Here is a 24,046-nt window from a genome sequence, read left to right as displayed (position 1 = left end):
AGTGCGTCTTGATCGTTCTCAGCGCCAACGGCTGTCAGCCGGCTCCTCGCCCCCGATCAAGAACCGGAAAGTCGCCGTAGCGAAATTAGGTCGAATGCGTCAAAAGTGGAGGAACTGGCCGTCAAAGGCGCGGCGAGAGCGACAAGAGGTGACCAACGCTGCGACAGGCAATGACGAACCCGCAGGACAGTCCGATGACAAGTCACACGTGGCTGGTCCCAAGCTGAGCCAGGACACGCGCATGGTCACCCCGGGGAGATCCAGCTCAGCCGAAACTTGCGGGAAATCTGCCTTCTCGCAAGTTGTCGAGACCCGTCGCGACGCAACGGATCTTAATTATTGAATTTGATTTTCTAGAAAATCGAAAATGCTAGAGTCTGAGCGTGACGGCTGAGATGGGCGGACGTAGCGACTTTGCAGGGGCTCGCATCCGAAGTGGAGACGATGACCGCGTGATGTCCGGTCTCTCTGGAAGCCGCGCACGCCGAGTGGAGCCTGGCGTGGCGCTGCGCCACGAGCGCTGACGACGGAGGCTGTGATAGCGCATGATTTGCCGATGATGAGGATCGAGACACCGTGGGGTCCCTGGGAGGCCGCGCCGCTTGGTGAAGTCGTTGCGCTGATGCGCGGGCTGGCGGCGCCGTGGTGGGTGGCCGGCGGCTACGCCATCGAGCTGGCCGTGGGCCGTGCGTACCGCGAGCACGGGGACGTCGATATCGCGCTGCTGCGCCGGGACCAACTCGCGGCGCGGCGGCTGCTGGACGGCTGGGACGTACACGCCGCGGTCGTGCCCCAGACGCTACGGCCATGGGCGGTTGGCGAGGTCCTGCCCGAGCAGGCGCACGACATCTGGGTACGCGAGCATCCGGACGGCCCCTGGCGGTTCCAGCTCATGCTGGACGAGGCCGACGACGAGGAGTGGATCTACCGGCGTGACCCTCGGATCCGCCGCCCGCTGGCCGGGTTGACCGTCGAGCAGGATGGTTTCCGGAGGATTGTCCCGGAGGTGCAGTTGCTCTACAAGTCCAAGGGTCTGCGGCCGAAGGACGAGGTCGATTTCGAGGCGGTCCTGCCGCTGTTGAGCGAGGGGGAGCGGCGCTGGCTGCACGAGGCGCTGGAGACCGAGCACACCACACATCCCTGGCGCGAGCGCCTTGCGCCAGGCGCGCCAGACGCGCCCCATGGGCCAGATGACGTGCGGCATTCCGGCGGCGCGTCGTGAAAGCGCGGGATCCTGCGCGCAAGGCCGCAGCCGGCGTCCCGTTCCGCGAAATCCGCCACTTCACCTGAGAAGGCAAGACCAGTGACCATCCCGGATACACAGGGCGAGCCGCAGGGCAGCGCTCGACAGATCGGCACAGAAGCCACAGTGGTTACGCCGTGTTTGCACTGTGGTGCCCCGATCGAGCAGCGGCGGGGGAGGGGGCGGCCCAAGGCGTACTGCCCGGAAGGCGACTGCCAGGCCGCCGCCAAGCGTGAGCGGGAGATGCGGCGCGCGACGCCCGGGCTGGAGGGGGCGCTGGCGCGGGCCGAGCAGCTGTACGACCGGATGGAGAACGGGCTGGCCGCCGCCATCGAGCCACTGGCCAGGGCGCTGGCCCAGGAACTGAGTCCGGCCGGGGTCGAGGCGAAGCTGAGCGCCGTACAGGCTGAGGCGCACACGCGGGTCGCCATCGCGCGTGCCGAGCGGGAGCAGGCATTCGAGCAGGTACGGCTGTCGCGGGAGGCCGCCGAGCACGCGCGCAGGGAGGCCGGCGTGATGCGGCTGCGTGTGGAGGAGGCCGAGGCCGAGCGGGATACGGCGCAGGCTGACGGTGAGCGGGCTCGCGAGCAGGCGCTGGCCGCGTTGCGGGAGGCGGCCAGCACCGAACGGCAGGCCCTGCAGTCCGCCGAGGAGGCCGGGCGCCGGGCCGATCTGGCCGAGCGGCAGGCCGATGAGGCGGTACGGCGGGCGGAGCTGACCGAGCGGGCCAGGGATCAGGCGCTCCAGGAGCTGGCGGAGCGGGTCGAGGCCGCCGATGGGCGGGCCGCTGAGGCGGAGGCGCAGGCCGTACGGGCTGAGACAGCGGCGGAAGCTCGGGTGGTACGCGCCGAGAAGGAGGCGCAGGCGCAGGTCGTACAGGTGCGGAAGGACGCCGAAGCCCGCGCCGTACGGGCGGAAAAGGATGGGGAGGCGCGAGCCGAACAGGCCCGGAAAGAGGCGGTGGCGGCGCGGGCGGAGAGTGATCGCGCCCGTGAGGAGGCGGCGGAAGCCAAGCGGGCCAGGCAGCTGGCAGAGCGGGACCTGGCCGCGGCCGAGGCCAGGGCGGAGGCGGCCGGACAGGAGCGGGAACGGGCCGTCGCCCGGGCGGAGACCGCCGAACGTGCCGCGGCCGAGGCGCAACGGGACCGCGCCGTCGCCCTGAACGATGCGGCGAAGGCTCGGGAACTGGCCGCCGCGGAGATCGCCCAGGCGCGCGCGACGGCGGAGGGTGCGGTGGAGGAGCGGGATCGGTTGCGGGGGGAGCTACAGCTGGAGCGGGCTCGGCTGGAGGACGCCCGTGCTCAGCTGGAGGCGGCTCGGGCGGAGGCCACCCAATTGCGGGAGCGGGCGGTCGCGGCGGAGCTACGCGCAGGCTGATGTCTGGCCGGCGTCCCGGAGCTGCACCATCCGATCAGGAACGGGCCCTTCTCGACGGCCGGCACTCGACCTGATCGCCACGAACGGCGCCGGCGGCACCCAGGTCGCGCAGTTCCATGTGCCGATCCAGGGCCTTGACCAGGCCGGTGCTGCTGACGTCGGTGGGGCTTTTGCGCAGCCAGTCCAGCCGGGAGACCCGCCGCCCGGATTCGACCTTGACCAGCTCTTCCAGCACGGCGGCCTGGTTGGGGCTGGGGGCGGCGGCCAGCAGCGCGTACTGGCGGGAGGCGACGCGCTCGCGCAGCGCGGCGATCAGCCGCTCCAGGGTGGTGACGCCGGGCAGCAGGATGTTGGCCTCCACCGGGCGGTGGGTGGCCAGGTCGAACAGCACGATCGGGCGCTCGCCGGTGGTCCAGGCCCGTTTGTAGAGCCAGCAGGCCAGCGCGAACCACTGTTCGCCGGCGAAGGCGGTGTAGCCATAGCTGCTGCGGATCTGCTCCTGATGATCCCAGCGGGCCTCCTTCTCGCCATGCCCCTTCAGGTCGGCGGCCTGCAGGCCGAGCTGCTCGGCGACGTAGTCGACCACCGCGGCGGGAACTGTCCAGGAAGCAGTTCAAGAGCCGTGTGGTGCCGAGTTGCAGGGCCCAGCCGAGCTGGTTGCGGGCGCCGTTGGCGGCCATCGTCTGGCGCCGGTCGTCGGCATCCAGGTGGAAGAAGGCGCCCCCGCCTCGCACACCACGGCGGGGGCGCCCTCGGATATCAGCAGCGGTCAGGCCAGATGATCAACGTGCCCGATTACGTACGGAATTGCGTCATTCTCACGCCAGTCATGATCACCGGGCAAGGAGGCTGACATCGTGTTGGTCCGGGCCGACGACATCAACATGATGCCCATGATGGAGTCAGGCCGTGGAAGATCAGGTCGAGCAGGGAGGCCGCATGCCCGGCCGCATCCGGTTCCGTCTCGGTGACCAGCGCAATGGCGTTCACCAACCTGAACAGCTGCTCGACCGGTATGCCCGTCCGGACCTCGCCCGCCTCCTGTGCCCGCGCCAGCAGCCCCTGCGCCGCCCCGAACACCGCCGCGCGACACGACGAGCCATCCTCGCCCAGCGCCACCAGCAGCGACGCGGCTAGCCCGCGCTCCGTGCTGCCCTGCGCGATCACCGCGCCCAGCCACTCCCTCAGCGCCGCGCCCGGCGACGGCGCGGACATCAGCTCCTCGGCCCGGCGGCACAGGGCGTCGATGTGGTCGCGGAAAACCGCCTCCAGCAGTGCCTGCCGGGTGGGGAAGTGGCGGTAGAGCGTGGCGTTGCCGACTCCCGCGCGCTGTGCAATGTCGTCCAGCGGCGCATCGGCCCCTAGTTCGGCAAAGGCCGCCCGCGCACAGGCCACCAGTCGGTCGTAGTTGCGCCGGGCGTCGGCCCGCATCGTCGCCTCCCGGGTTTGCCTAAGCGGGGACTATCCCCGTATCGTACTCGAACAGAAACCGGGGAGAGTCCCCGGTTAGGAGGTGCCATGAGCTCCCAGCCACCGAAGTACGCCGCCCGGCACGCCGAGCATTTCGCGATGGAGCGCCGCGACGGAGTGCTCCTGCTGCGCATGCACACCGGCGGCGGCCCAGCCGTCATGTCACTCGCGCTGCACCACGCCTGGGGCGAGGTGCTGCGGGAAGCGGGCGCAGACCTGGACAACGAGGTGCTGATCCTCACCGGCACCGGCGAAGCGTGGACCGGCGGGCTCGACCCCGCCCTGCTCGACCGGCCGCCGGCGCAGCGGGGCGAGGACCGCTACGACCTCTACCGCGATGGCATCGCGCTGCTACGCAGCCTCGTCTTCTCCGTGGACGTGCCGACGATCGGCGCGCTCAACGGGCCCGGCTACCACCAGGAGCTGGCCCTGGCCTGCGACCTGACGCTGTGCACCCCCGGCACCGTCTTCGACGACACCCACTTCCGCTCCGGCGCCGTACCCGGCGATGGTCAGCACCTGGTCTACCAGGAGCTGCTCGGCCTCAAGCGGGCCGCGCGGATGCTCTACACCGGGGCCGGCGTCGGCGCCGCCGAGGCGCTGGAGCTGGGCTTGGTCAACGAGGTCGTGCCGGACGAGCGGCTGCTGCCGCGCGCCTGGGAGCTGGCCGCCGAGATCATGGCCGCGCCGCGCGCCACCCGCCGGCTCACCCACGCCATTGTCCAGCGCCCATGGCAGCGCCGCCTGGTCGACGACCTGGCCTTCGGCCGTACTCACCATCTGCTCAACACCTGACCCCGTTCTCGAACACCCCGCCATCAGGAGGAAACATGATCACCGTTCTCGTGACCGGCGCCACCGGCACCCAGGGCGGCGCCACGGCCCGCGGCCTGCTGGCCGCCGGGCAGCGGGTCCGCGCTCTCGTCCGCGACCCCGGCACTCCCGCCGCGCGGGCGCTGGCCGCCGCCGGCGCCGAGCTGGTCCGCGGCGACATGGGCGACCGCGTCTCGCTCGACGCGGCCACCCGCGGCGTCGACGGCGTCTTCAGCGTCCAGCCCACCCTCGGCTACCCTGGCACGCCGCCCGGCTTCACCATCGACGACGAGCTCCGCTACGGCCGCAACGTCGCCGACGCCGCCGCGGCGGCCGGCATCCGCAGCTTCGTGTACGCCTCCGTCGGCGCAGCCGACGCCTCGCACGGCATCGCGCGCTGGCAGACCAAGGACACCCTGGAGCGGTACGCCCGCGACCTGGGTCTGCCCCTGACCGCGCTGCGGCCGGTCCGTTTCATGGACAACCAGGTCCACCCGCAGATGGGCGTGCGCGATGGCGTCCTGGCCGACGTCGTCCTGCCGGACGTGCCGGTCCAGCTCATCGCGGCCACCGACATCGGCGCGTTCGCCACGCTAGCCTTCACCCGTCCGGCCGAATACACCGGCCGGACGATCGAACTGGCCGGTGACGAGCTGACCATGCCGCAGATCGCCCGAGCCATGGAGCGGGCGCTGCGGCAGCCCATCACCTACCGGAACATCCCGCGCGAGGCACTGGCCGACCGCGGCGCCGACGCCGTGGCCGGCTACGACTTCGCCAACCACGGCGGCGGCTGGCACGCCGACATCGACGCGCTACGTAAGGAGCACCCGGGCCTGATGGACTTCGCCACCTGGCTCGACCGCGATGGCGCCGCCGCCTTCGCCACGGCCCGCGCCTGACGGCCGCAGGCCTCGGTGCGAGCGTTAGAAGGTGCGCTCGGCGACCTTGACTTGCTGGCTCGCCTGCAAGGCGGCGCGCAGCTTGTCGGCCGGTAGCGGCGCGGCGGGGGCTTGGAGTATGCGCTCGACCGGTACGTCGGGGTCGGCGAGGTAGATCTGGGGGTAGGCGCCGGACTCGGGCTCGAAGCGCCGGCTCTCGGTCAGAGTTCCGGCGTGGACGGTGTCGAACCCGGGCCGGTCGATCAGCTCGGCGGCCCGGGCCTTGGCGTTGGCGTCATCGCCGGCGATGGGCAGGACGCTGCGGGCCGGGCGAGCAAGGGGATGTGGTGGGCCAGGATGTTGTTGAAGGCCTTGACCAGCAGGGCGGCGAGCAGCTGCTGGGCCAGGACGAAACCTGCCAGGCTCTGCGGGCCGCGCGAGTTGGCGGTCACCACGTCGATGCCCGCCGCCACCGCCAGAGCGACCTGGAAGACATGAACAGGGTGATCGCGGCGCACAAGCTGCGGCCGCTGATCGACCGCGTCTTCCCCTTCGAACAGGCGCTCAACGCCGCGTCCTACCTGGCCAGCTGTGCTCACTTCGGCAAGGTCGTCATCAGCCGCTGAGCAGCCACTGGCACCGACGCCTGTCCGGCCGGCCTTCCGCCGGTCGGCCCGTCAGCAAGGAGGGCGTGACTCGCGACACCGTCTGGCGCGAGGACGACCAACCGGCCTACAGACGATCGGCCGCAACCTTATGCGCGCCATCCCACTGTTCTGGCCGCGACCGAGCGACTGGTGGTCGCCACTGGGATCGCCAACATCCACGCGCGGATCCCCTCGGCGGCCGAGACCGGAGGCCGAATCCTCAGCGCGCTCCATCCAGGACGGTCCGTGCTCGGCCTGGGTATCAGCCACGCCGGATTCATGAAGCACGCGACCGGCGGAACCTATGTGAAGCAGCTGAGCATGATGCGCAGCTACCTGGAGCGTATGGACGCCGTCTCGCCGGCGATAGAGCCAGGCGCCGCCAGGCCGGCCCGCCTGCTGGCCGCGGTGGGCCCGAAGATGATCGAGCTGTCCGGCAGCGGCGCCGATCCATGGATCGTGAGCGAGCAGGCGGTGGCGATCGGCGGGGACCGTGAAGATCAACTACGGCGCGCGCATGCCCACATCGGCATGTATCTGCAGGCGCCCAACTACCGCAACTCATGGCTGCGGCAAGGCTTCGATGAGACCGACTTCGTGCCCGGCGGCTCGGACCGGCTGGTGCGCGCGCTGGTCGGCATGGGTTCTGCCGAGGACGCGGCCGCAGCGGTCACGGCGCACCTGTACGCCGGTGCAGATCATGTCGTGGTGCAGATCCTGGGAGACACAGATGTGACCGACCTGCGGCCATATCTGCGCGAACTCGCAGCGGCGCTGAATCTGCAGGCGCCTGCACAACCACGTCCGGCCGCACCGAAGAACTGACCCGAGAAGGGCCATCCTGCGCGGGATCAGGTGGAGAAGACCCTCAGCGGTCCCGCGTAGACCTTCGCCGAAGGGTGACCGCGCATCGCGATCTATTCAGCCGCCGTGTTCTGGACGACCCGCTACCTGGACGCCGCCGGCGAGCACCTGCGGGAGCACGACGTCCTGGAGGAGGATGTGACCCGGCTCTCCCCGCTCAAACACGCCAACCTCAACTGCCTGGGCCGCTACAGCCTCGCCGCCCGCCCGCCACCGGGTCGAGGGTTGTGGGCCTTGTTTCAGCGTCGGTTGCCGCCGTTCGGGCTGGGCACCCCTGGTCTGGTGAGGCGTTCGGGGTCGACGATCTTGTCGTACAGGTCCTCCGCGACGCCGCATTCGAGTGCGGCGTCCTTGAGCGCCAGCCCCTTGTCGAGGGCGTGGTGCGCGATGCGGGCGGCCTGGTCGTACCCGACGACGGGGCTGAGGGCGGTCACCATCATGATCGAGCGGTCGATGTTGTGGCGCAGGGTCTCGGTGTTCAGCCGGGCTCCTTCGACCAGATACGTGCGGAAGTGATCCATCATGTCGGCCAGAATGCGCGCCGAATGCAGGACGTTCTTGATGATGACCGGGCGGAAGGCGTTCAGCTCGAAGTTGCCCTCGGCGCCCGCCATGGAGACGGCGGTGTCGTTGCCGGTCACCTGAATGGCGACCATCAGCATGGCCTCGGCCTGTGTCGGGTTGACCTTGCCCGGCATGATCGACGAACCCGGTTCGTTGGCCGGCAGGATCAGCTCACGCAGCCCCGTACGCGGCCCGGAGGCGAGCCAGCGTAGGTCGTTCGCGAACTTGAACAGCGGCACGGCCAGGGCGCGCAGCGCCGCCGAGACCCGGACGAGATCGTCGCACGAGGCCTGGGCGGCGAACTTGTTCGGCGCGCCGGTGAAGGGCCGCCCGGTGAGCTCGGCGATCTGCCGGGCCATCTCCTCGCCGAAACCCGGCGGCGCATTCAGCCCGGTTCCGACCGCGGTGCCGCCGATCGCCAGCCGGTACAGCCCGGTACGGGTGCGTTCGAGGTGGTCGATGGCCGCGCCGAGCTGGGCGGCGTAGCCGGACCACTCCTGGCCGACAGTCAGCGGGGTGGCGTCCTCCAGGTGGGTACGCCCGATCTTGACGATGTGCTCCCACTCGCGGCTCTTGGCCTCGGCGCTGTCACGCAGCCGGTCGGCGGCGGGGAGCACGTGTTCGTCGATGGCCTCGGCGGCGGCGAGGTGCATGGCGGTGACGAAGGTGTCGTTGGACGACTGGCCCATGTTCACGTGGTCGTTGGGATGGATCGGATCCTTGCTGCCGAGTCGGCCGCTGACGAGCTGGATCGCCCGGTTGGACATCACCTCGTTGACGTTCATGTTGGACTGGGTGCCCGAGCCGGTCTGCCAGACGTATAGCGGGAACTCGCCGTCCAGCTCGCCGCGGATGACCTCGTCGGCGACCCGGCTGATGAGGTCGGCCTGCCAGTGGGGCAGGCGGCCCGCGCGGGCGTTGACGATCGCCGCCGCCTTCTTGATGTAGCCGTAGGCGTGGTAGACGGCCTTGGGCATGCGATCGTCGCCGATGTCGAAGTGGATCAGGGATCGCTGGGTCTGGGCGCCCCAGTAGTGCTCGGCCGGCACCTCCACCTCACCGAGAGAGTCGCTCTCCGTCCGGGTGCCGGTGTCCGCGAGTCCGATCGGCACGTCCTGGACGCGGGGCGCGCTCACCGCCCGTGCCCATTCCCGTTCGCGTGGACCGGCCGGTAGGTGGGCTGCCACATGGTGTCCTGGACCTGCTGGATCGTGTTGCGCAGGTCGGTGCGGGCCAGGTGCTCCTCGGCCGCCTTGTCGGCGACGGCCACGGCGACCGAGGCGGAGACCTCGCGCAGGTTGTCCACCTGCGGCAGCAGCGACGCGCCGGGGGACGAGATGTCCACCATGCCGCCCACCGCCTCGGCGGCGGCCTGCAACATGCCGGGACTGACCCGGCGGGCCCGGGCGACGACGACGCCCAGCCCAAGCCCGGGATAGAGCATGGCGTTGTTGGCCTGGGCGATGACGTAGGTGACGCCGTTGTAGGTGATCGGCTCGACCGGGATGCCGGTGGCGATCAGCGCCCGGCCGTCGCTCCAGCGGATCAGATCGGCGGGCATCGCCTCGATCCGCTCGGTCGGGTTGGAGATCGGGAAGATGATCGGCCGCTCGACCCCCGCGGCCATCGTGCGCACGATCTGCTCAGTGAACGCGCCATGCACGGTGGAGGTGCCGAGCAGCATGGTCGGCTTGACCCGCTTGACGACCCCGGCCAGCGAGATGCCTGCGGCGTCCTTGGACCAGCCGCGCACCTCGGCCCGTGAGCGGGCATAGGGCCGCTGGAAGTCACGCAGGTCCTTCATGCCGTCGATGAGCAGGCCCTGCTTGTCGACCGGCCAGATCCGCCGGGTCGCGCTCTCCTCGTCCAGACCGGCGCGGACCATCGCGTCACGCAGTTGGTCGGCGATGCCGATGCCGGCGGTGCCGGCGCCGAAGACGACGATCCGCTGCTCGTCCATGGGGGTCGCGGAGGCCCGGACGGCGTTGAGCATGGCGGCCAGCACGATCGCTCCGGTGCCCTGCATGTCGTCGTTGAAGGTCGAGAGGCGATCGGTGTACCTCTCCAGGATGCGGCGGGCGTTCGACGGGCCGAAGTCCTCCCAGTGCAGCATCGCGCCGGGGAACATCCGCGACGCCGTCTTCACGTAGGCGTCGATGAAGTCGTCGTAGCGCTTGCCCCGCACCCGGGCGTGCCGGTTGCCGACATAGCCCGGGTCGTTCAGCAGCGCCTCGTTGTCGGTGCCCACGTCCAGGGCGACGGGTACGACCCGGCCGGGGTCGATCCCCGCGGCGGCGGTGTAGACGGCCAGCTTGCCGGCCGCGATGCCGGCCCCACCGCCCACGCCCCAGTCGCCGATGCCCAGGATCTCCTCGGCGTCGGAGGCCACGATCAGATCGACGTCGTCCGGCCCCAGCTGCAGGTTCTGGAACGCCCGATCGATCCCATCCGGGTCATCGACGGACAGATACACTCCCCGCGGGCGCCGGTACTCATGGCTGTAGGTACGGATCGCCTCGGCGACGGTGGGGTCGTACACGATGGGCAGCATCTCGCGCAGGTGGTCGCCCAGCAGCCGGTAGTACAGCACCTCGTTCCGGTCGCGGAGGCCCTCCAGGAAGACGTTCTTGAGCAGGTCGGTCGGTTGCGCACGATACTGCGCGTACGACCGGCTCACCTGCTCGTCCAATGTCTCGACCACCGGCGGCAGCAGACCCTCCAGGCCCAGGTCGGCCCGCTCCTGCGGCGAGAAGGCCGTGCCCTTGTTCAGCAGCGGCTCGCGCAGCACCGCGAGGCCGCGCAGCGACGAGACATAGCTTCCATCGGCCTGCTCGGCGAACATCGGACCTGCTATATCCGGCTTCCTCTTGCCAGGTGACATCAGGATCCCCTTCCAGCGAGGCACCCCGAGTGCCCCTGTCACGCCTTTCCCCGCGACAGCCCAGAATCGTCCCTTATATCGGGCAAAATAGATTTACGCGAAGAATGCGACCTGATCGGATAGGTGCCTGACGTGGGCACACTCCGCCACATGGACGTCGTCACCCACGCCGCGAGCAGCTGGTCCGCCACACCTCGGGCATTCCCGACTTCATGGAAAGCGGGAAGTTCGACGTCTTCGACTTCACCACCCCCTACAAGCTGATCGACCTGGTCAAAGCCGCACGGACCGTGCCCCGCAAGGGCAAGCCGGGACAGTACCTCTACTCCACCACCAACTACGTCCTCCTCGGCATGATCATCGAGAAGCCGACCGGCCACGACCGGGCCGGCGAGTTCAAGCGGCGCCTGTTCGCCCCGCTCGGCATGAAGCACACCTATCTGGCCACCAAGGTCTCCGACCAGATCAAGAGCCCGCACGGACCCGGCTACCACCCCGACGCCAAGGGCAGGCCACGCGACGTCGACCGGCTCAACGCCACCATCGGCGCCGAGGGTGCGATCTCCACCGCGCACGACGTCAGCGCCCACTACCGCGCGCTCAACCAGGGCAAGCTGCTGCCTGCGGACCTGCTGTGCCCGCAGACCAAGTACGCCTGGAAGGGGCGGCGGGGTGTACCGCTGGCTCTAGCTGCAGACCCCGATTCGGGTCACGGTGGAGGACGTGAAGCCTGTCTCGATGGTGGTGGCTGCGGTCGGCGTGGTGTTCGTGGCGGGGATCGTCTGGGTGCTGGGCCCGGGGGCGCGCTGGGTGCTGGAGCACATGGACGGGGTGGCGATCGGCGGGCCGGCAGGTCTGGGCGGTAAGGATCTGGCGGCGGCCCTGGACGCGGTCCGCGGCCGGGTGCTGGCCGTGGCGACCGGGTTGGCCGCGCTGGTCGCGGTCTACTACACCGCGCGCAACGCCGACACCGCCCGGCGCACCTTCCGGCTCGGCGAGCGCGGCCATGTGACCGACCGCTACGGCAAGGCCGTCGAACAGCTCGGCAGCGCCCAAGCCCCGATCCGCCTGGGCGGCCTGCACGCCCTCGAACAGCTCGCCCAGGACAACCCCGCCCCAGAGTTCCGGCAGACCATCGTGGACGTGATCTGCGCGTATCTGAGGATGCCGTACACCCCGCCCCCGGACGAGACCGGCCGGGCCGAGCCCGCCGGGCCGAGATCCGCCGACGGCGGCGTCTCCGCGCCGGCGGGCCGAGATCCGCACGAGGAGCGCCAGGTCCGCCTGACCGCCCAGCGCATCCTCACCGCGCACCTGCGCTACCAGGACCCGCCCGCCCGCCGCTGGCGGCAGCCCCACAGCGCCGATCTCGCTGCGGTGGGCGGGGAAGGCAGCCAGCGGGTCGGCGGGTGGTTGCAGGGCGTCGGTCACGCCCGTCACCTTCTCAACAAACGGTGTTCTGAGGTTGTTGAACCGCCGGGGTTGTTGAAGGAGTTTTTGAAGGGAATTCGGGGCTCTGGAGCGGCCGCTTCAAGATCTTCGAAAAACGATCGTTAAATGAAGCCATCACCCACCGCTCGGCTCTGCCCTCCCGCTTCCTCCGTCCAGTAGGTGAGGCTGTCTCGGGTGATTAGGGTGTCGGGGTGGTCGGCGCCCAGAACACGTTCGCAGATGGGGAGCAGCGCGGCGAGCAGGTCGCGGGCGGCTGCTGGGTCCCCTGCCTCCCCCGTCCAGTCGGCCAAGTTGTACCGGACGGCCAGGGGGTCTGGGTGGTCGGCGCCCAGAACACGTTCGCAGATGGGGAGCAGCGCGGCGTACTGGTCGCGGGCGGCGGCCGCGTCCCCGGCCTCCCCCGTCCAGTAGGCGAGGTTGTGCCGGGTGGTCAGGGTGTCGGGGTGGTCGGCGCCCAGGACGCGCGCGTACAGGGGGATTAGGACATCGAGCTGGTCGCGGGCGGCCGCCGGATCCCCTGCCTCCCCTGTCCAGCGGGCGGCGTCGTGCCGCGTGCTCAGGGTGTAGTGGTGGTCGGTGCCGAGGATCCGTTCGCGGATGGGGAGTAGGTCGGCGAGTTGGTCGCGGGCGGCCGCCGCGTCTCCCGCCTCCCCTGTCCAGCAGGCAAGGTTGTGCCGGGTGAGCAGGGTGTAGGGGTGGTCGGTGCCGAGGATCCGTTCGCGGATGGGGAGTAGGTCGGCGAGTTGGTCACGGGCGGCCGCCGCGTCTCCCGCCTCGCCCGTCCAACTGGCAAGCTCATGCCGGGTGCTGAGAGTCTCCGGGTGGTCGGCGCCCAGGACGCGATCGATGAGGGGGAGCAGGTCGGCGAGCTGGTCGCGGGCGGCCGCCGCGTCTCCCGCCTCCCCTGTCCAGTAGGCAAGGTTGTGCCGGGTGATCAGAGTCTCCTGGTGGTCGGCGCCCAGGACGCGCACGTACTGGGGGATCAGGTTGGCGAGTTGGTCGCGGGCGGCCGCCGCGTCTCCCGCCTCCCCTGTCCAGCGGGCGACGTCGTGCCGGGTGTCCAGGGTGTCGGGGTGGTCGATGCCCAGGACCCGTTCGCGGATGGGGAGCAGATCGGTGAACTGGTCGCGGGCGGCGGCCGCGTCCCCCGCCCTTCCTGTCCAGCGGGCAAGGTTGTGCCGGGTGTCCAGGGTGTCGGGGTGGTCGGCGCCGAGGATCCGTTCGCGGATGGGGAGCAGGTCGGCGAGTTGGTCGCGGGCGGCCGCCGGGTCCCCAGCCTCCCCCATCCAGAGGGCGTGTTCATGTCGGGTGGCCAGAGTATCCGGGTGGTCGGCGCCCAGGCTGCTGTTGACCCGATTGTGGATCTCTAGGAACAGGTCTCTAGCAGTGCGGTAGTCCCCACTGTGACCAAGGGATCGAGCTATGGCCCAGAGCGTAGGTGAGGTGGGTGCAAGAACTGCGCGGGCGTGTGGAAGCAGGGCGCGGCAGACGGGCCAGGCCTCTGGTCGTCGTGGGTCCTCCGGCAATGCGGCCGATATGAGGGCGGCGGCCCCGGCGCTGATGCTGTCGCGGCGCTCGGGCTCGAGCCGAGCCAAAGTGACCGCCTGGATCAGCCGGTGGACGCTGACCAAGTCTTCCTCGCTGCCGAGGATTCCGTCGCCAGGTTTGGTGGTCGAAGTAATGAGACTGTAGGAGGCCAGCAGCGCCAGCGCCTCGTCCACCGCCGGCTCGTCGGCGCCGGGGATCGCGTTCAGGATGCTGCAGGGCATGTTGTCGGGCCCCATGCAGGCCAGCAGGTTCAAGACCTGGATGGCCAGAGGGTTGACGGACTGGATACGGTCGTGACTGAGCGCCAGAACCTTGGCCACCACGCGCTCGCTGTCCCCGCCGACCGGCGTGGCCGCGTGCATCCGCCCGGGAGCCTCCTTCAGCAACCGCAGGTACTTGGCCACGGTCGTGCGCGGTGTGCGGTTGATGTAGGCGCCAGCCTGAGTCAGGGCCAAGGGCAGATCCCCCAACTGTTCGGCTAGTTCCTCCAACTTGGAGACGTTGGCGGAGTCCGAGGGGCCGACCAGGCCGGCCAACAGGGCGACGGAGGCCGAGCGCGGCAGCAGCTCCAAAGGGACGGGGGTGATACCCAGGTAGTGCCAGCCGATGTCGCGACGAGTGGTGATGAGTACGTGGCCGTGGGCTAGACCGGCTAGGTACGGCTCGATGTCGGCGGCTTCCTCGATGTTGTCGAAGATGACCAGCCAGTCCGGATGGGCGGCCAGCCAGCTCAGCGCCCAGGCGGCGGCTTCTTCCACGGTGGCCTGCTCGGCGGCCACCGAGTCGATGCCGCAGGCCAGCGCGCGGGCGAAAGCGGCCAGCCCGGCGCGGATCAGGTCCGGGCCGTCGGCGTCGATCCACCACACCAGCCGGTACTGGCCGCGGTGGCGGTGGGCGTATTGCAGGGCCAGTTCGCTCTTGCCGACGCCGCCCAACCCGAGTACGGCCTGACTGATCACTCCGGGCCCTGTCCCGTCCTGCAGTGCCTGGCGTATGGCGGTCAGGGCCGCATTGCGGCCGACGAAGGTCGCGGCCGGACGGCGTGGCAGGCCGGCCAGCCCGGCGGGGACCTGCACAATACCGGATTCGGGCAGTGGCCGCCGCGGGGCCTGGTGGGTGACCTGGTTGATGGTCTGATCGCGAGCCGCCTGGTACAACCGGCCCTGTTCACGAGCGACGCCGTCCATCCCGTTCGGGAGCGAGGCTGGTGAATCAGCCGACGGGGTGGGGGTCATCGTTCGTTGATGGTCTGGTCGCCGCCAGCCTGATACACCCGGCCCTGGTCTGAGGCCTGCGCCCGCATCTGCACGTTCCGCGTGCCGTCGCCTGTGGAGACGATGCCGGTATTGTCGCTGCCGATGGCGATCGACCGCTCGCCAGAGGCTGACACTTGCAGCGGCGTCTGCGGCTTGGTACTGCTCGGGCCGGGCGCAGGAACGGCGTCTGACCGGGGGCGCTCCGCGCGCAGTTGCAAGAGCAACGCCGCCACGGCGATCACCAGCCCGGCCGCGCCGATGAACATGCTGATCACGCTGGCCCGCTGATCCAGTACCCCGAGCACCTCGGCTGGCAGGTGCAGTGGGTCGGCGAAGAACCCGATCAACCCCACGGCCAGGAACGCTGTCATCGCCACGAGTGCGATGATCACCGGCCAACGTCGGCCCCGCCCCCGTGGGGCGCATCCTGATCCTGCTGCCGTTTTCGACATGCCTCCAGAGTGCTCCCGTACCGGCGTGAGCGGACGTAAAGCGACGAACGCGTTACCTGTCGTCTCGCCGCCCCGAACCGGTCGTTTACGGGACGGCCGCCGTAGGCCACGCCGTGATCGCGTTTCCGCAGGAACGATCGTCCCGAAACCCGTTGTCACTTTCTGAAGTGGCGTGCACGGACAGCCTGGGCATTCGCGGCTCCGTGCAGAGGACTGTGAAGCACCGGATTGTCAGCAGCCCTCTGCGCTACGGTGCGTTTGTTCCGTACTCGCGTGCGCGACGGTGAGGTCCCGGCATGGACGGCGGCCAGGCGCAGATCATCGAACGGGGCGTGCTGACCGCCCCGGATGAAGCATGGGACGTGGCGGTACGCCAGGCGGAGGTGATCGGCCCGCTGGCCGCCAGCCCGCGGGTGGGATTGGCGGCCGCGGACGCGGCGGCAGACGAGCTGGGGATCTCACGGCGGCAGGTGTACGTGCTGCTGGCCCGATGGCGCGCGGGCGAAGGCGTGGTCTCAGACTTGCTTCCCCAGCGCTCCAGCGGCGGCCGGGGACGACGTCGCTTGCCGGCGGCGGTCGAGACGGTGATGACCGAGGTGATCTGTTCGCGGTATCTGACCCGGCAGCGGCGCTCGGTGGCGGCGGTCTACCGGGAGGTCGTGCGCCGGTGCCGCGCCGCCGGGCTGCCGGTCCCTGTCCGCAACACGCTGGCGCAGCGGATCGCGGCGCTGGATCCTGCGGCAGCCGCTGCCGCGCGGGAGGGTGTGGACGGGGCGCGCCGCCTGCGGGCGGCGGGCGGCGAACCGCCGAAGATCGAGGGTCTGCTGCAGCAGGTCCAGATCGACCACACGCCGGTCGATCTGGAGGTGGTCGATGAGCGGCATCGGCTGCCGATCGGCCGCCCCTACGTCACTGCGGCGATCGATGTGGCCAGCCGCTGCGTGGTCGGCCTGGTGGTCACGCTGGAGGCGCCCTCGGCGCTGTCGGCCGGGCTGTGCCTGGCGCACACGGTGTGCGACAAGCGGCCGTGGCTGGAACGGCTCGGGCTGGAGAGGGTGGCCTGGCCGATGAGTGGCAAGCCGCGCGAGATCTACGTGGACAACGCCGCCGAGTTCCGCAGCGAGGCGCTGCGCCGGGGCTGCGCGCAGCACGGGATCACGCTGGCGTACCGGCCGAAGGGCATGCCGCACTTCGGCGGCGTCATCGAGCGGCTGATCGGCACGATGATGCAGATGGTGCACGAACTACCCGGCACCACCTTCTCCAATCCGGCCGAGCGCGGCAGCTACGACAGCCAGGCCAGCGCGGTGCTGACCGTCGCCGAGTTGAACCGGTGGCTGGCCCTGGCGGTGGCCGCCTACCACGGCCAGGTGCACGCCACGCTGGGTCAGACGCCGGCCGCCCGGTGGGCCGAGGGCGTCGCGGCCGGAGGCCGCCCCGCGACGGTGACCAGCGAGACGGCGTTCCTGATCGACTTCCTGCCGGTGATCCGGCGGACGCTGAGGCGGACCGGCTTCACCATCGACCACGTGCAGTACTACAACGACGCACTCAAGCCGTGGATCGCCCGCCGCGACGGGTTGGAGAAGTTCGTGCTGCGCCGCGACCCGCGCGACATCTCGCGGATCTGGGTGCTGGACCCCGACGGGCATGCCTACCTGCCGGTGCCGTACCGGACGCTGTCGCGCCCGCCGATCAGCGTGTGGGAGCAGCGCGCCGCGATCGCCCGGCTGCGCGAGCAGGGCCGCGCCCAGGTCGATGAGAACGCCCTGTTCGCCATGGTGGAGCAGATGCGGCAGGTTACCGAGGACGCGGCGGCCAAGACCCGCCGGGCCCGCCGGGAGATGGAGCGCCGCTCGGCGACCCCCGCGCCGCAGGCGGCAGGGCCACCGCCTTCGCCGTCGGCCGAGGGGTGCGCGGACGAGGAGCCGGTGCGGCCGTTCGAGGTGATCGAGCAGTGGTGAGCCACGAGCCGGACGCCAAGCCGGGCATGGCGCCGGAGTTCGAGATCGAGCTGGAGCCGGGGCCGGTGGAGGATCTGTCGCACCTGCATGAAAGCGCCCGGCCGGTGGCCCGGCTGCCCGCCGCCGAGCGGCTGGCCCGGGTCCGGGCGGATCGGTGGATCGGCTACACCCGCGCCGGGCAGGCGCTGGATCAGTTACATACGCTGCTGGACTGGCCGGCCAAGCAGCGGATGCCGAACCTGCTGGTGATCGGGCCGACCAACAACGGCAAGTCGATGATCGTGGAGAAGTTCCGGCGCCTGCATCCGCCGATCTCGCGCCCGGATCGCGAGGAGATCCCGGTGCTGGTCGTGCAGATGCCCTCCGATCCGCACGTGGCTCGTTTCTACACCGCGCTGCTGAGCGCGCTCGGCGCGCCGCTGCGTCCCCGGCAGCGGCTGGCCGAGCTGGAGCAGCTCGCGGTGCGGCTGCTGCGGCAGGCCGGCGTGCGGATGCTGGTGATCGACGAACTGCACAACGTGCTGGCCGGGCGCGACGGGGCGCGCCGCGAATTCCTCAACCTGCTGCGCTTCCTGGGCAACGAGCTGAAGATTCCGCTGGTCGGCGTCGGTACCCGGGACGCCTACCTGGTGATCCGCTCTGATGACCAGCTGGAGAACCGCTTCGCCCCGTTCGTGCTGCCGCGTTGGGAGCCTGGCCGGGAGGCGAGCACGCTGCTGGCCAGCTTCGCCGCCGCCTTCCCACTGCGCCGCCCCTCCCAGCTGGCCACCCCGGAGATGACCGCGTACCTGCTGACCCGCAGCGAGGGCACCATCGGGGAGTTGGCCGCGCTGCTCACCGAGGCCGCCGTCGCGGCGATCGAGTCCGGCGAGGAGGCCATCACCCAGCGCACCCTGCTGCTGGCCGCCTACACGGGCCCGACCGAGCGGCGCCGCAAGTTCGAACGCGAGCTGATATGACTGACGGGGACCTGCCGGAGGGTCTGCGCCGCTGGCCCGTCCACCCCGAGCCCGGCCCCGGCGAGGCGCTCACCTCCTGGCTCGGCCGTCTCGCCGGGCTGTACCGGCTGTCGGTCGAGCAGTTGTTGACGCACAACCTCGGCGCGGCGTCGGCCGAGTTCGACTGCGGCGCGGACCTGGACTACCAGGTGCCCACGATCATCGTGCACGCGCTCGCCGCACGAACCGGCGTCGAGGTGGACCAGGTGCGCCGGATGACAATCGCCGGGTGCGTGCCGTGGCTGGCCGACACCCTGAACCCCGCCGAGGGCCCGCAGGCCTTCGCCGCCTACGTCCGGAAGGAGTCGGTGCTGCTGCCACCGGGCCAGGCCGGATACCACGTGATCAATCGCTGGCGGCCCCCGCGCCCGGTTCCGGACGCCGTCGCCGCGCTGGACCGGCTCACCTTCGAAGGCATCACCACCACGACCGTCACCCTGCCCGCGCAGACCGTGCACGTCGGAGAGTGGCTGCGGCTGCTGCGCACGCTGCTGGACGAGGTCAGCATGGTCGACTCCCGGGCCGGCCCCAGCGCGGCCGCCGTCCTGCACCAGATCTGGGACACCGCCGGCCTGCCGTTCAGGGCGGGGCTGGCCTTCTGGCGGCCGTACGAGCGGCTCAGTCCGCCGCGTCAGGAAGCGATGCTGCACGCGGCGGCCACCGCGGTGCAACTGGCCGCAGACGGGACGATCACTCCCGGGGGTACGCTCGGCTCGGTACTGCGACCAGCTCCGCACGTGGATGGCTCGCGTGACATTCCGCTCGAGAGCGCTCGCAAGTGGTGAAGTGGCCACGGGACGAGCTTTGATTCGGCGCGGGTGGAGCATCTGCGCAAGGGGCGATTAGTGGACCTCGCTGACGTGGATGCCGCGTCAGCGCTGGCTCGGCTGACCTGGGATGAGCTGCTGGACTACGGCACCGAGCAGAAGAACCTCCGGCTGGACAACGCCGAGATCGCCGTCGCGTTGAGGGCTCTGCGTGCTGTCCTGGGACGTCTTCGGATCGTGTTCGACCCGCCGTTTCGCGACCAGTCCGGTTTCCATCAGTACTGGAAGAGCCGGGGAATGTCGGATGCGGGAGGCTGGGCGAAGCGGCGGGCCTATCTCACCGACCTGTTCGAGCCGGTGCTCGCACAGCTGGAAACCATCGAAGACCTACAAACCGGGCAGCAAGCCGACCGCGATGACGCTGCCGAGCAAATCACGGAGGTCACCCGCCGCAGGCTCATCGACGGTCTCGACGCGGTGCGTATGAAGATCATGAATGAGCTGGCGGAGACGGGCGCCCCGGTCGATCGCCCGGATCTGTTCTGGTGGGGCACGCTCGACGAGGTCGCCTTTCTCGACCGCTTGTACAACCTGGACCAGATGCCGAGCCGCGACCCCCGCTACGCCACCGCCCGCTTGGACCTCATCCAGCACTGCATCAACAACGACGACTTCCCCGCCGACTGGATCTACCGGGACGAGCGGTTCGGCATCGGCGCGCAGGATGGGCGGCTCTTACGGTTCCTGGCCGAGACCCTCCACCCCGTGGTACGTCCTGAGCAGGTCGAGGTCCGGCATCTGCACGCCTTCTACAACTCCGTCCTTGCCCATGACGGGTACGAGCTCGTTCAAGTCGCCCAGATCAGCGGGGCGCCGATCTTCGCCGGCCGCAGGATCGGTGGTGGTGTCTCCGGGACGATGAAGAACATCATCTTCGCCGCGGATGGGCCCAAACCCGAGATCGTGCTCGGGGACGCTGTGAACAACGACATCAGGATCGTGCGCAATGCCGAGAACTGCCTGGTCTACGACAGGCCCCTGAACCCCGAGGGGCTCACCTGGGCCGACCTGTTGTCCTGGTGGCGCGACCGCCAGTCCCTCCCCACCGAGCTGTCCGATCTTGATGCCGGACGAGCTCTGTGCAGTCGGCTGTGGAGGTCACTGGCCAGCGAGCCCGAGCGGGTCCTTTTCCACACCTACGCCCAGGCCTATCTCCTGCGCAAGGACACCATGCGCTGCCCCGCCCTCATCCCGCAGGTGTACTTGCACTACGACCCGCAGACCCGCAGGCAGCGAGGCGGCCACGACAGCGTGCTGGGACGCGAGCGCATGGACTTCTTGCTGCTCCTGCCGCACAGTACTCGTGTCGTCCTGGAAGTCGACGGCCAGCAGCACTACGCCAACGGCCTGCACGTAGGCGCAGCCGCCTCCCCCCACCGGTACTCCAAGATGGCCGCCGAAGACCGAGCGCTGCGGCTCAAGGGGTATGAGGTGTACCGGTTTGGCGGCCACGAGCTGACCAGGAACGAGGCCGCGGTCACCGCGATGCTCCAGGACTTCTTTGAAGCCCTGCTCGCCAAGCACCCTTTCACAGCGCCCTGAGCCGGCCGGTCGTCCTCACCAGACTCAGATCTGACTGGAGGCGCGGCACGAGGACTCCTGGCTCTATCGCTGACGAGGAACATCCACCGGCGTGTAGCGCAGGAGGCGACGGCCCGCGCGAGCCGTCAATCCGTGGCGGATACCAGGTCTGCGGCGGCGTCGTGTTCGCGGAGCATGCGCAGGACGGTGGCCGCGGACGGGTGCCGGCCCTTCTTCTTGCCCTTGGTGATGACGAGCCGGGCGGCGATGTCGCGCAGGCTGAGGTCCTGGCCGCGCAGGTGCAGGGCCATGGACAGCATGGCGTCGTCGGTGACGGCGGCACCGCCGATGGTCTTGCCGCGGCTGCGGGCGGATTCGTGGCCTTCCAGGGTGCGATCGCGGATGTATTCGCGTTCCATGCCTGAGAGGGCGGCGAGCACGGTGAACACGACGCCGGACGGGTCGTGGGAGCCCTGCAGTTCGCCGGTGAGGAATTCCAGGCCGATGCTGGCGACGCGCAACTGCTCAGCCAGTGCGGCCAGGTCGAGGCCGCGGCCGAGCCGCTTGTGCTCGTGCACCACGAGCGTGACCGCCACCCCCGCCGAGCGGAGTTCGCGGGCCAGGGTGACGGCCTTGTCGAGTTCGGGGCGGGTGGTGGCGCGGGTGGAGATCTTCTCAGAGAAGACACGCGTGACGCCGGCGGCCTGGAGCGCGTCGAGCTGGGTGTTGAGGGACTGGCGGACGGTGGAGGCGCGGGCGTAGCCGATGCGCACATGCCCCGCCGGTTCGGTATCGGCCGCGGCGGGGCGGGGCAGCTCGATCCACAGCGTGCCCGGTTTGCGAACGGGCGGGGTGGCCACGGTGAGCGCCTTGGCGAGCGAGGGCACGAGTCGGAAGCGGGCGGTGTGGTACTGGACGGCCACCTTGCCCTTGCCGGTCCGGCAGGGCGAGCCGGCTGGGGCGGCGCAAGAGGTCATCGGGCAGGCGTGGGCCTCCACGCGGAGGTAGTCGTCGTCGCGCACACCGGAAGTGTTTCATAGGAGCGTTTCACACGGCTACTCATTTGCACCGACCTATGAAACAGAATCCGCCCTGGACGTGGTCGGTCGCGGGCGGTGTTTCATAGGTGGTCGCTTATGAAACACCTTCCGCGTCCTCGGCCCGCGGTCGTGACCGCTCGTGGACTGATGGTGAGCTCGCGGGCGGCCTGGCGCAGGCTTGGCCGCCCGCGAGCGTCATCCAGGAGGCGGGCGGCAGTCATGAGCAGGCGTTCGGCACGTGCTGAGACCGCCTGGCCCCGGCGGGGCGGCACATCGCACAGGAGGACCGTTTCGGCCTCGTTCCAGTCGCGGGCGTGGGGCCAGCGCCCACAACAGGCTTGTTTGGGAGACGGATGCTCCTCGGTCATACCCGGCGGACACTACCTCGGCTCCTGCCGGTCACCGGCAGGCCGGTCAGCCGGTCTGGGCTGAACCGGGCGGACACCCGGATCGAAGGCGACGCCGACCGTCACCGTGTCGGATCGCCGCCGCCGATAGCTCCTCGCCTTGGCCTTGTTTCCGCAGGTGGCCATGTCGCACCAGCGGCCGGTCTTGTTTCTGGCGTGATCGTAGAACGCCCATTGGCAGGCACGGTTGCCACAGATCTTGAGGCGTTCCCAGGCAGGGGTTCCCGCGTGCCCGGCAACGGCGGCGACGATGCGGCCCAGCGCGCGAGGCGCCCCGGAGCGGGTCGCAACCAACGTGACGGTCGCGTCCGGTGAGATCTCGACCTGCAGCGGGGCGGTCGACTGGGCGGCCGCGTTGAAGGACTGCGCGGCGCGGGAGGCGCGGCTAGGCTCGGAGCGCTCGCTCAGCAGGGAGCGGATCGCCTCACGCAGCTCGCGGGCCCGCCGGACGTCGTCATGAGCCACCGTCTCGTCCTGGCCGAGAAGTTCGTGTTCGCGGAGCCACCGCGTCAGAGAGCCGGCCTCGTCGAACTCGTCGAGGCCGGCTTCCAGATCTCGCGTATTGAGAAAGAGCCGGAGCGTCTCCAAGCCGTCCGGAGCCACGTCGGGCTTGCCCCTCTGCTCGCTCGTCATTAGGACACCCCATCTACACCGTCACCGTTCTCACTACTTGACAGGTTACTCCGATGTGAGGGAAGATCAAGGAGACGGGATGTGGTTCCACCATGAAGCTCAGCCCCACCGGCATCAGAGCCGAAGAGCGCAAGACCCAGCGCAATCAGAGCCGCCCCGACGGCCGTATCGATCCTTGAAGCACGTGGCCTGAGGCGGCGCGAGGCGCCTGCTCATCACGCCGGATGGCGCAGCCGGGCGGGGAAGCGCGATGACCGCCCCGGTCCTGCCCCGGCGTACCGCGACCGGAGTGCTTCTCATCCTCGGCTCCGCCGTGTCCTTCGGCGCCATGGCGATCTTCGCGAGGATCGCCTATGACAGCGGCGCCGACGTTCACGGTGTGCTGCTGATCCGCTTCAGCGTCGCGGCGATCGCCCTCACGGCGCTGATGGCGATCACATCGACCCCATGGCCGCGCAGGCGGGACCTGCGCCTCCTGGTGCTGATGGGCGCGGTCGGCTACGTCGGGCAGTCATTGACCTATTTCACCGCGTTGACGCGGATACCAGCAGGTCTGGTAGCGGTCCTCTTCTACACCTACCCGGTGCTGGTGGCCATCTGCGGCGCCGTCCTGGCCCGCCGCGTGCCTGCCTTGCTCACACTCGCGGCCACCGGCATGGCGACTCTGGGTGTCGCGCTGGTCGCCAGCCCGACGCTGGAGGGCGATCTTCTCGGCATCGCACTCGCGGTCGCCGCGGCGGTCATCTACACGGGCTACATCCTGGCGGGCAGCCACTTGTCGGGCGCGGCCGGCCCGCTCGCCTCGACCACCACCGTCTGCCTGGCCGCGACCGGGGTCTACGCCGGCGCGTGCCTGGCCCACGCTCCGTCCTTCCCCGGCGATCTCGCCGGTTGGTCCGCGGCCGTGGCGACCGCCATCGTCTCAACGCTCATCGCCATCATCGCGTTCTTCGCCGGTCTTCGGCTGCTGGGCGCCGCCCCTTCGGCGGCTGTCTCCAGCGCCGAGCCGGTCGTCACCAGCGTGCTGGCGTTCCTGGTCTTCGCGGAAGACTTGTCGCCGCTGCAGATCATCGGTGCCGCGCTCGTCTGCGCCTCTGTCATCGGGGCGGCCGCGAGCAGCGGGCGACGCGCCACACCCGCGAACCCCCCGGCCCCTGTCGCCGAGGACCCGCCCAAGCACATCGGCGTGTGACGCCGCAACGCCGGCG

19 protein-coding genes and 3 pseudogenes are annotated in these 24,046 nt (G+C 70.0%); 14 read left to right on the top strand and 8 right to left on the bottom strand.

Features of this window, described 5'->3' with window-relative positions; translation table 11 throughout:
- Positions 1-556: 556 nt before the first annotated feature.
- Entirely contained in the window at positions 557-1,222 is a 666-nt protein-coding gene (locus AB0B64_RS42230; RefSeq protein ID WP_357955407.1) for an amino acid transporter, read from the top strand.
- Positions 1,223-1,384: 162 nt separating this feature from the next.
- Positions 1,385-2,620, top strand: coding sequence for a hypothetical protein (locus tag AB0B64_RS42225; RefSeq protein WP_358185227.1), 1,236 nt, complete (start codon positions 1,385-1,387; stop codon positions 2,618-2,620).
- A gap of 34 nt (positions 2,621-2,654) precedes the next feature.
- On the opposite strand, the pseudogene AB0B64_RS42220 reads toward AB0B64_RS42225, so the two are convergent.
- A pseudogene (locus tag AB0B64_RS42220) lies at positions 2,655-3,300 on the bottom strand (DUF4158 domain-containing protein).
- A 199-nt stretch (positions 3,301-3,499) separates the two neighbouring features.
- On the bottom strand, positions 3,500-4,051 hold the full coding sequence (locus AB0B64_RS42215) for a TetR/AcrR family transcriptional regulator (protein WP_357955404.1): 552 nt from the start codon (positions 4,049-4,051) through the stop codon (positions 3,500-3,502).
- A gap of 87 nt (positions 4,052-4,138) precedes the next feature.
- Between AB0B64_RS42215 and AB0B64_RS42210 the strand changes: the two genes are divergently transcribed.
- From AB0B64_RS42210 to AB0B64_RS42190, 5 genes and pseudogenes are all read left to right on the top strand, one after another.
- Complete coding sequence (locus tag AB0B64_RS42210; protein ID WP_357955401.1) at positions 4,139-4,885, top strand: enoyl-CoA hydratase/isomerase family protein; 747 nt, start codon at positions 4,139-4,141, stop codon at positions 4,883-4,885.
- A 35-nt stretch (positions 4,886-4,920) separates the two neighbouring features.
- Positions 4,921-5,805, top strand: coding sequence for an NmrA/HSCARG family protein (locus AB0B64_RS42205; RefSeq protein WP_357955399.1), 885 nt, complete (start codon positions 4,921-4,923; stop codon positions 5,803-5,805).
- Positions 5,806-6,128: 323 nt separating this feature from the next.
- The gene (locus AB0B64_RS42200; RefSeq protein WP_358185222.1) at positions 6,129-6,410 is read left to right on the top strand and encodes a zinc-binding dehydrogenase; all 282 of its coding nucleotides are present in this window, start codon (positions 6,129-6,131) and stop codon (positions 6,408-6,410) included.
- Positions 6,411-6,560: 150 nt separating this feature from the next.
- Entirely contained in the window at positions 6,561-7,256 is a 696-nt protein-coding gene (locus AB0B64_RS42195) for an LLM class F420-dependent oxidoreductase (RefSeq protein ID WP_358185269.1), read from the top strand.
- 105 nt (positions 7,257-7,361) lie between these two features.
- Positions 7,362-7,475 (top strand): annotated as a pseudogene (locus tag AB0B64_RS42190) (hypothetical protein); the annotation flags it as partial.
- Positions 7,476-7,534: 59 nt separating this feature from the next.
- Here AB0B64_RS42190 and AB0B64_RS42185 read toward each other — a convergent pair.
- Both AB0B64_RS42185 and AB0B64_RS42180 read right to left on the bottom strand, forming a co-directional pair.
- On the bottom strand, positions 7,535-8,995 hold the full coding sequence (locus AB0B64_RS42185; protein ID WP_357955392.1) for a class II fumarate hydratase: 1,461 nt from the start codon (positions 8,993-8,995) through the stop codon (positions 7,535-7,537).
- Complete coding sequence (locus AB0B64_RS42180) at positions 8,992-10,740, bottom strand: NAD-dependent malic enzyme (protein ID WP_358185219.1); 1,749 nt, start codon at positions 10,738-10,740, stop codon at positions 8,992-8,994. Before AB0B64_RS42180 ends, AB0B64_RS42185 begins: the two co-directional genes overlap by 4 nt.
- A gap of 164 nt (positions 10,741-10,904) precedes the next feature.
- Between AB0B64_RS42180 and AB0B64_RS42175 the strand changes: the two are divergent.
- Both AB0B64_RS42175 and AB0B64_RS42170 read left to right on the top strand, forming a co-directional pair.
- Positions 10,905-11,606, top strand: a pseudogene (locus AB0B64_RS42175) (serine hydrolase domain-containing protein); the annotation flags it as partial.
- Positions 11,500-12,297, top strand: a complete 798-nt coding sequence (locus AB0B64_RS42170) for a hypothetical protein (protein ID WP_358185267.1) — start codon at positions 11,500-11,502, stop codon at positions 12,295-12,297. The pseudogene AB0B64_RS42175 and the gene AB0B64_RS42170, both read left to right, overlap by 107 nt.
- On the opposite strand, the gene AB0B64_RS42165 is transcribed toward AB0B64_RS42170, so the two are convergent.
- Positions 12,294-14,975, bottom strand: a complete 2,682-nt coding sequence (locus AB0B64_RS42165) for a tetratricopeptide repeat protein (RefSeq protein WP_358185216.1) — start codon at positions 14,973-14,975, stop codon at positions 12,294-12,296. The two genes, AB0B64_RS42170 and AB0B64_RS42165, sit on opposite strands and share 4 nt — an antisense overlap.
- Positions 14,972-15,388, bottom strand: coding sequence for a hypothetical protein (locus AB0B64_RS42160; RefSeq protein WP_357955387.1), 417 nt, complete (start codon positions 15,386-15,388; stop codon positions 14,972-14,974). The genes AB0B64_RS42165 and AB0B64_RS42160 overlap by 4 nt, the downstream gene beginning before the upstream one ends.
- A 356-nt stretch (positions 15,389-15,744) precedes the next feature.
- On the opposite strand from AB0B64_RS42160, the gene AB0B64_RS42155 reads away from it, so the two are divergent.
- The 4 genes from AB0B64_RS42155 to AB0B64_RS42140 are packed head-to-tail and all read left to right on the top strand — an operon-like array spanning position 15,745 to position 20,779.
- Positions 15,745-17,412, top strand: a complete 1,668-nt coding sequence (locus AB0B64_RS42155; protein WP_358185213.1) for a Mu transposase C-terminal domain-containing protein — start codon at positions 15,745-15,747, stop codon at positions 17,410-17,412.
- A 50-nt stretch (positions 17,413-17,462) separates the two neighbouring features.
- The gene (locus AB0B64_RS42150; RefSeq protein WP_358185264.1) at positions 17,463-18,371 is read left to right on the top strand and encodes a TniB family NTP-binding protein; all 909 of its coding nucleotides are present in this window, start codon (positions 17,463-17,465) and stop codon (positions 18,369-18,371) included.
- Positions 18,368-19,195, top strand: coding sequence for a TniQ family protein (locus tag AB0B64_RS42145; protein WP_357955385.1), 828 nt, complete (start codon positions 18,368-18,370; stop codon positions 19,193-19,195). Before AB0B64_RS42150 ends, AB0B64_RS42145 begins: the two co-directional genes overlap by 4 nt.
- A 60-nt stretch (positions 19,196-19,255) precedes the next feature.
- On the top strand, positions 19,256-20,779 hold the full coding sequence (locus tag AB0B64_RS42140) for a hypothetical protein (protein WP_358185210.1): 1,524 nt from the start codon (positions 19,256-19,258) through the stop codon (positions 20,777-20,779).
- A 125-nt stretch (positions 20,780-20,904) separates the two neighbouring features.
- Here AB0B64_RS42140 and AB0B64_RS42135 read toward each other — a convergent pair whose 3' ends face one another.
- Entirely contained in the window at positions 20,905-21,780 is an 876-nt protein-coding gene (locus AB0B64_RS42135) for a recombinase family protein (RefSeq protein ID WP_358185206.1), read from the bottom strand.
- A gap of 398 nt (positions 21,781-22,178) precedes the next feature.
- Positions 22,179-22,838 (bottom strand): CGNR zinc finger domain-containing protein, encoded by a 660-nt coding sequence (locus AB0B64_RS42130; RefSeq protein WP_357955381.1) that lies wholly within the window; start codon positions 22,836-22,838, stop codon positions 22,179-22,181.
- Positions 22,839-23,088: 250 nt separating this feature from the next.
- Between AB0B64_RS42130 and AB0B64_RS42125 the strand changes: the two genes are divergently transcribed.
- The gene (locus AB0B64_RS42125; RefSeq protein ID WP_357955378.1) at positions 23,089-24,030 is read left to right on the top strand and encodes a DMT family transporter; all 942 of its coding nucleotides are present in this window, start codon (positions 23,089-23,091) and stop codon (positions 24,028-24,030) included.
- Positions 24,031-24,046: the final 16 nt, after the last annotated feature.

It is taken from the genome of Nonomuraea sp. NPDC049129 (assembly GCF_040648495.1).
In the GTDB taxonomy this organism is placed as follows: domain Bacteria; phylum Actinomycetota; class Actinomycetes; order Streptosporangiales; family Streptosporangiaceae; genus Nonomuraea.
Note: the sequence above shows the minus strand (reverse complement) of the source record. Positions and strands in the feature narration are given on the sequence as shown.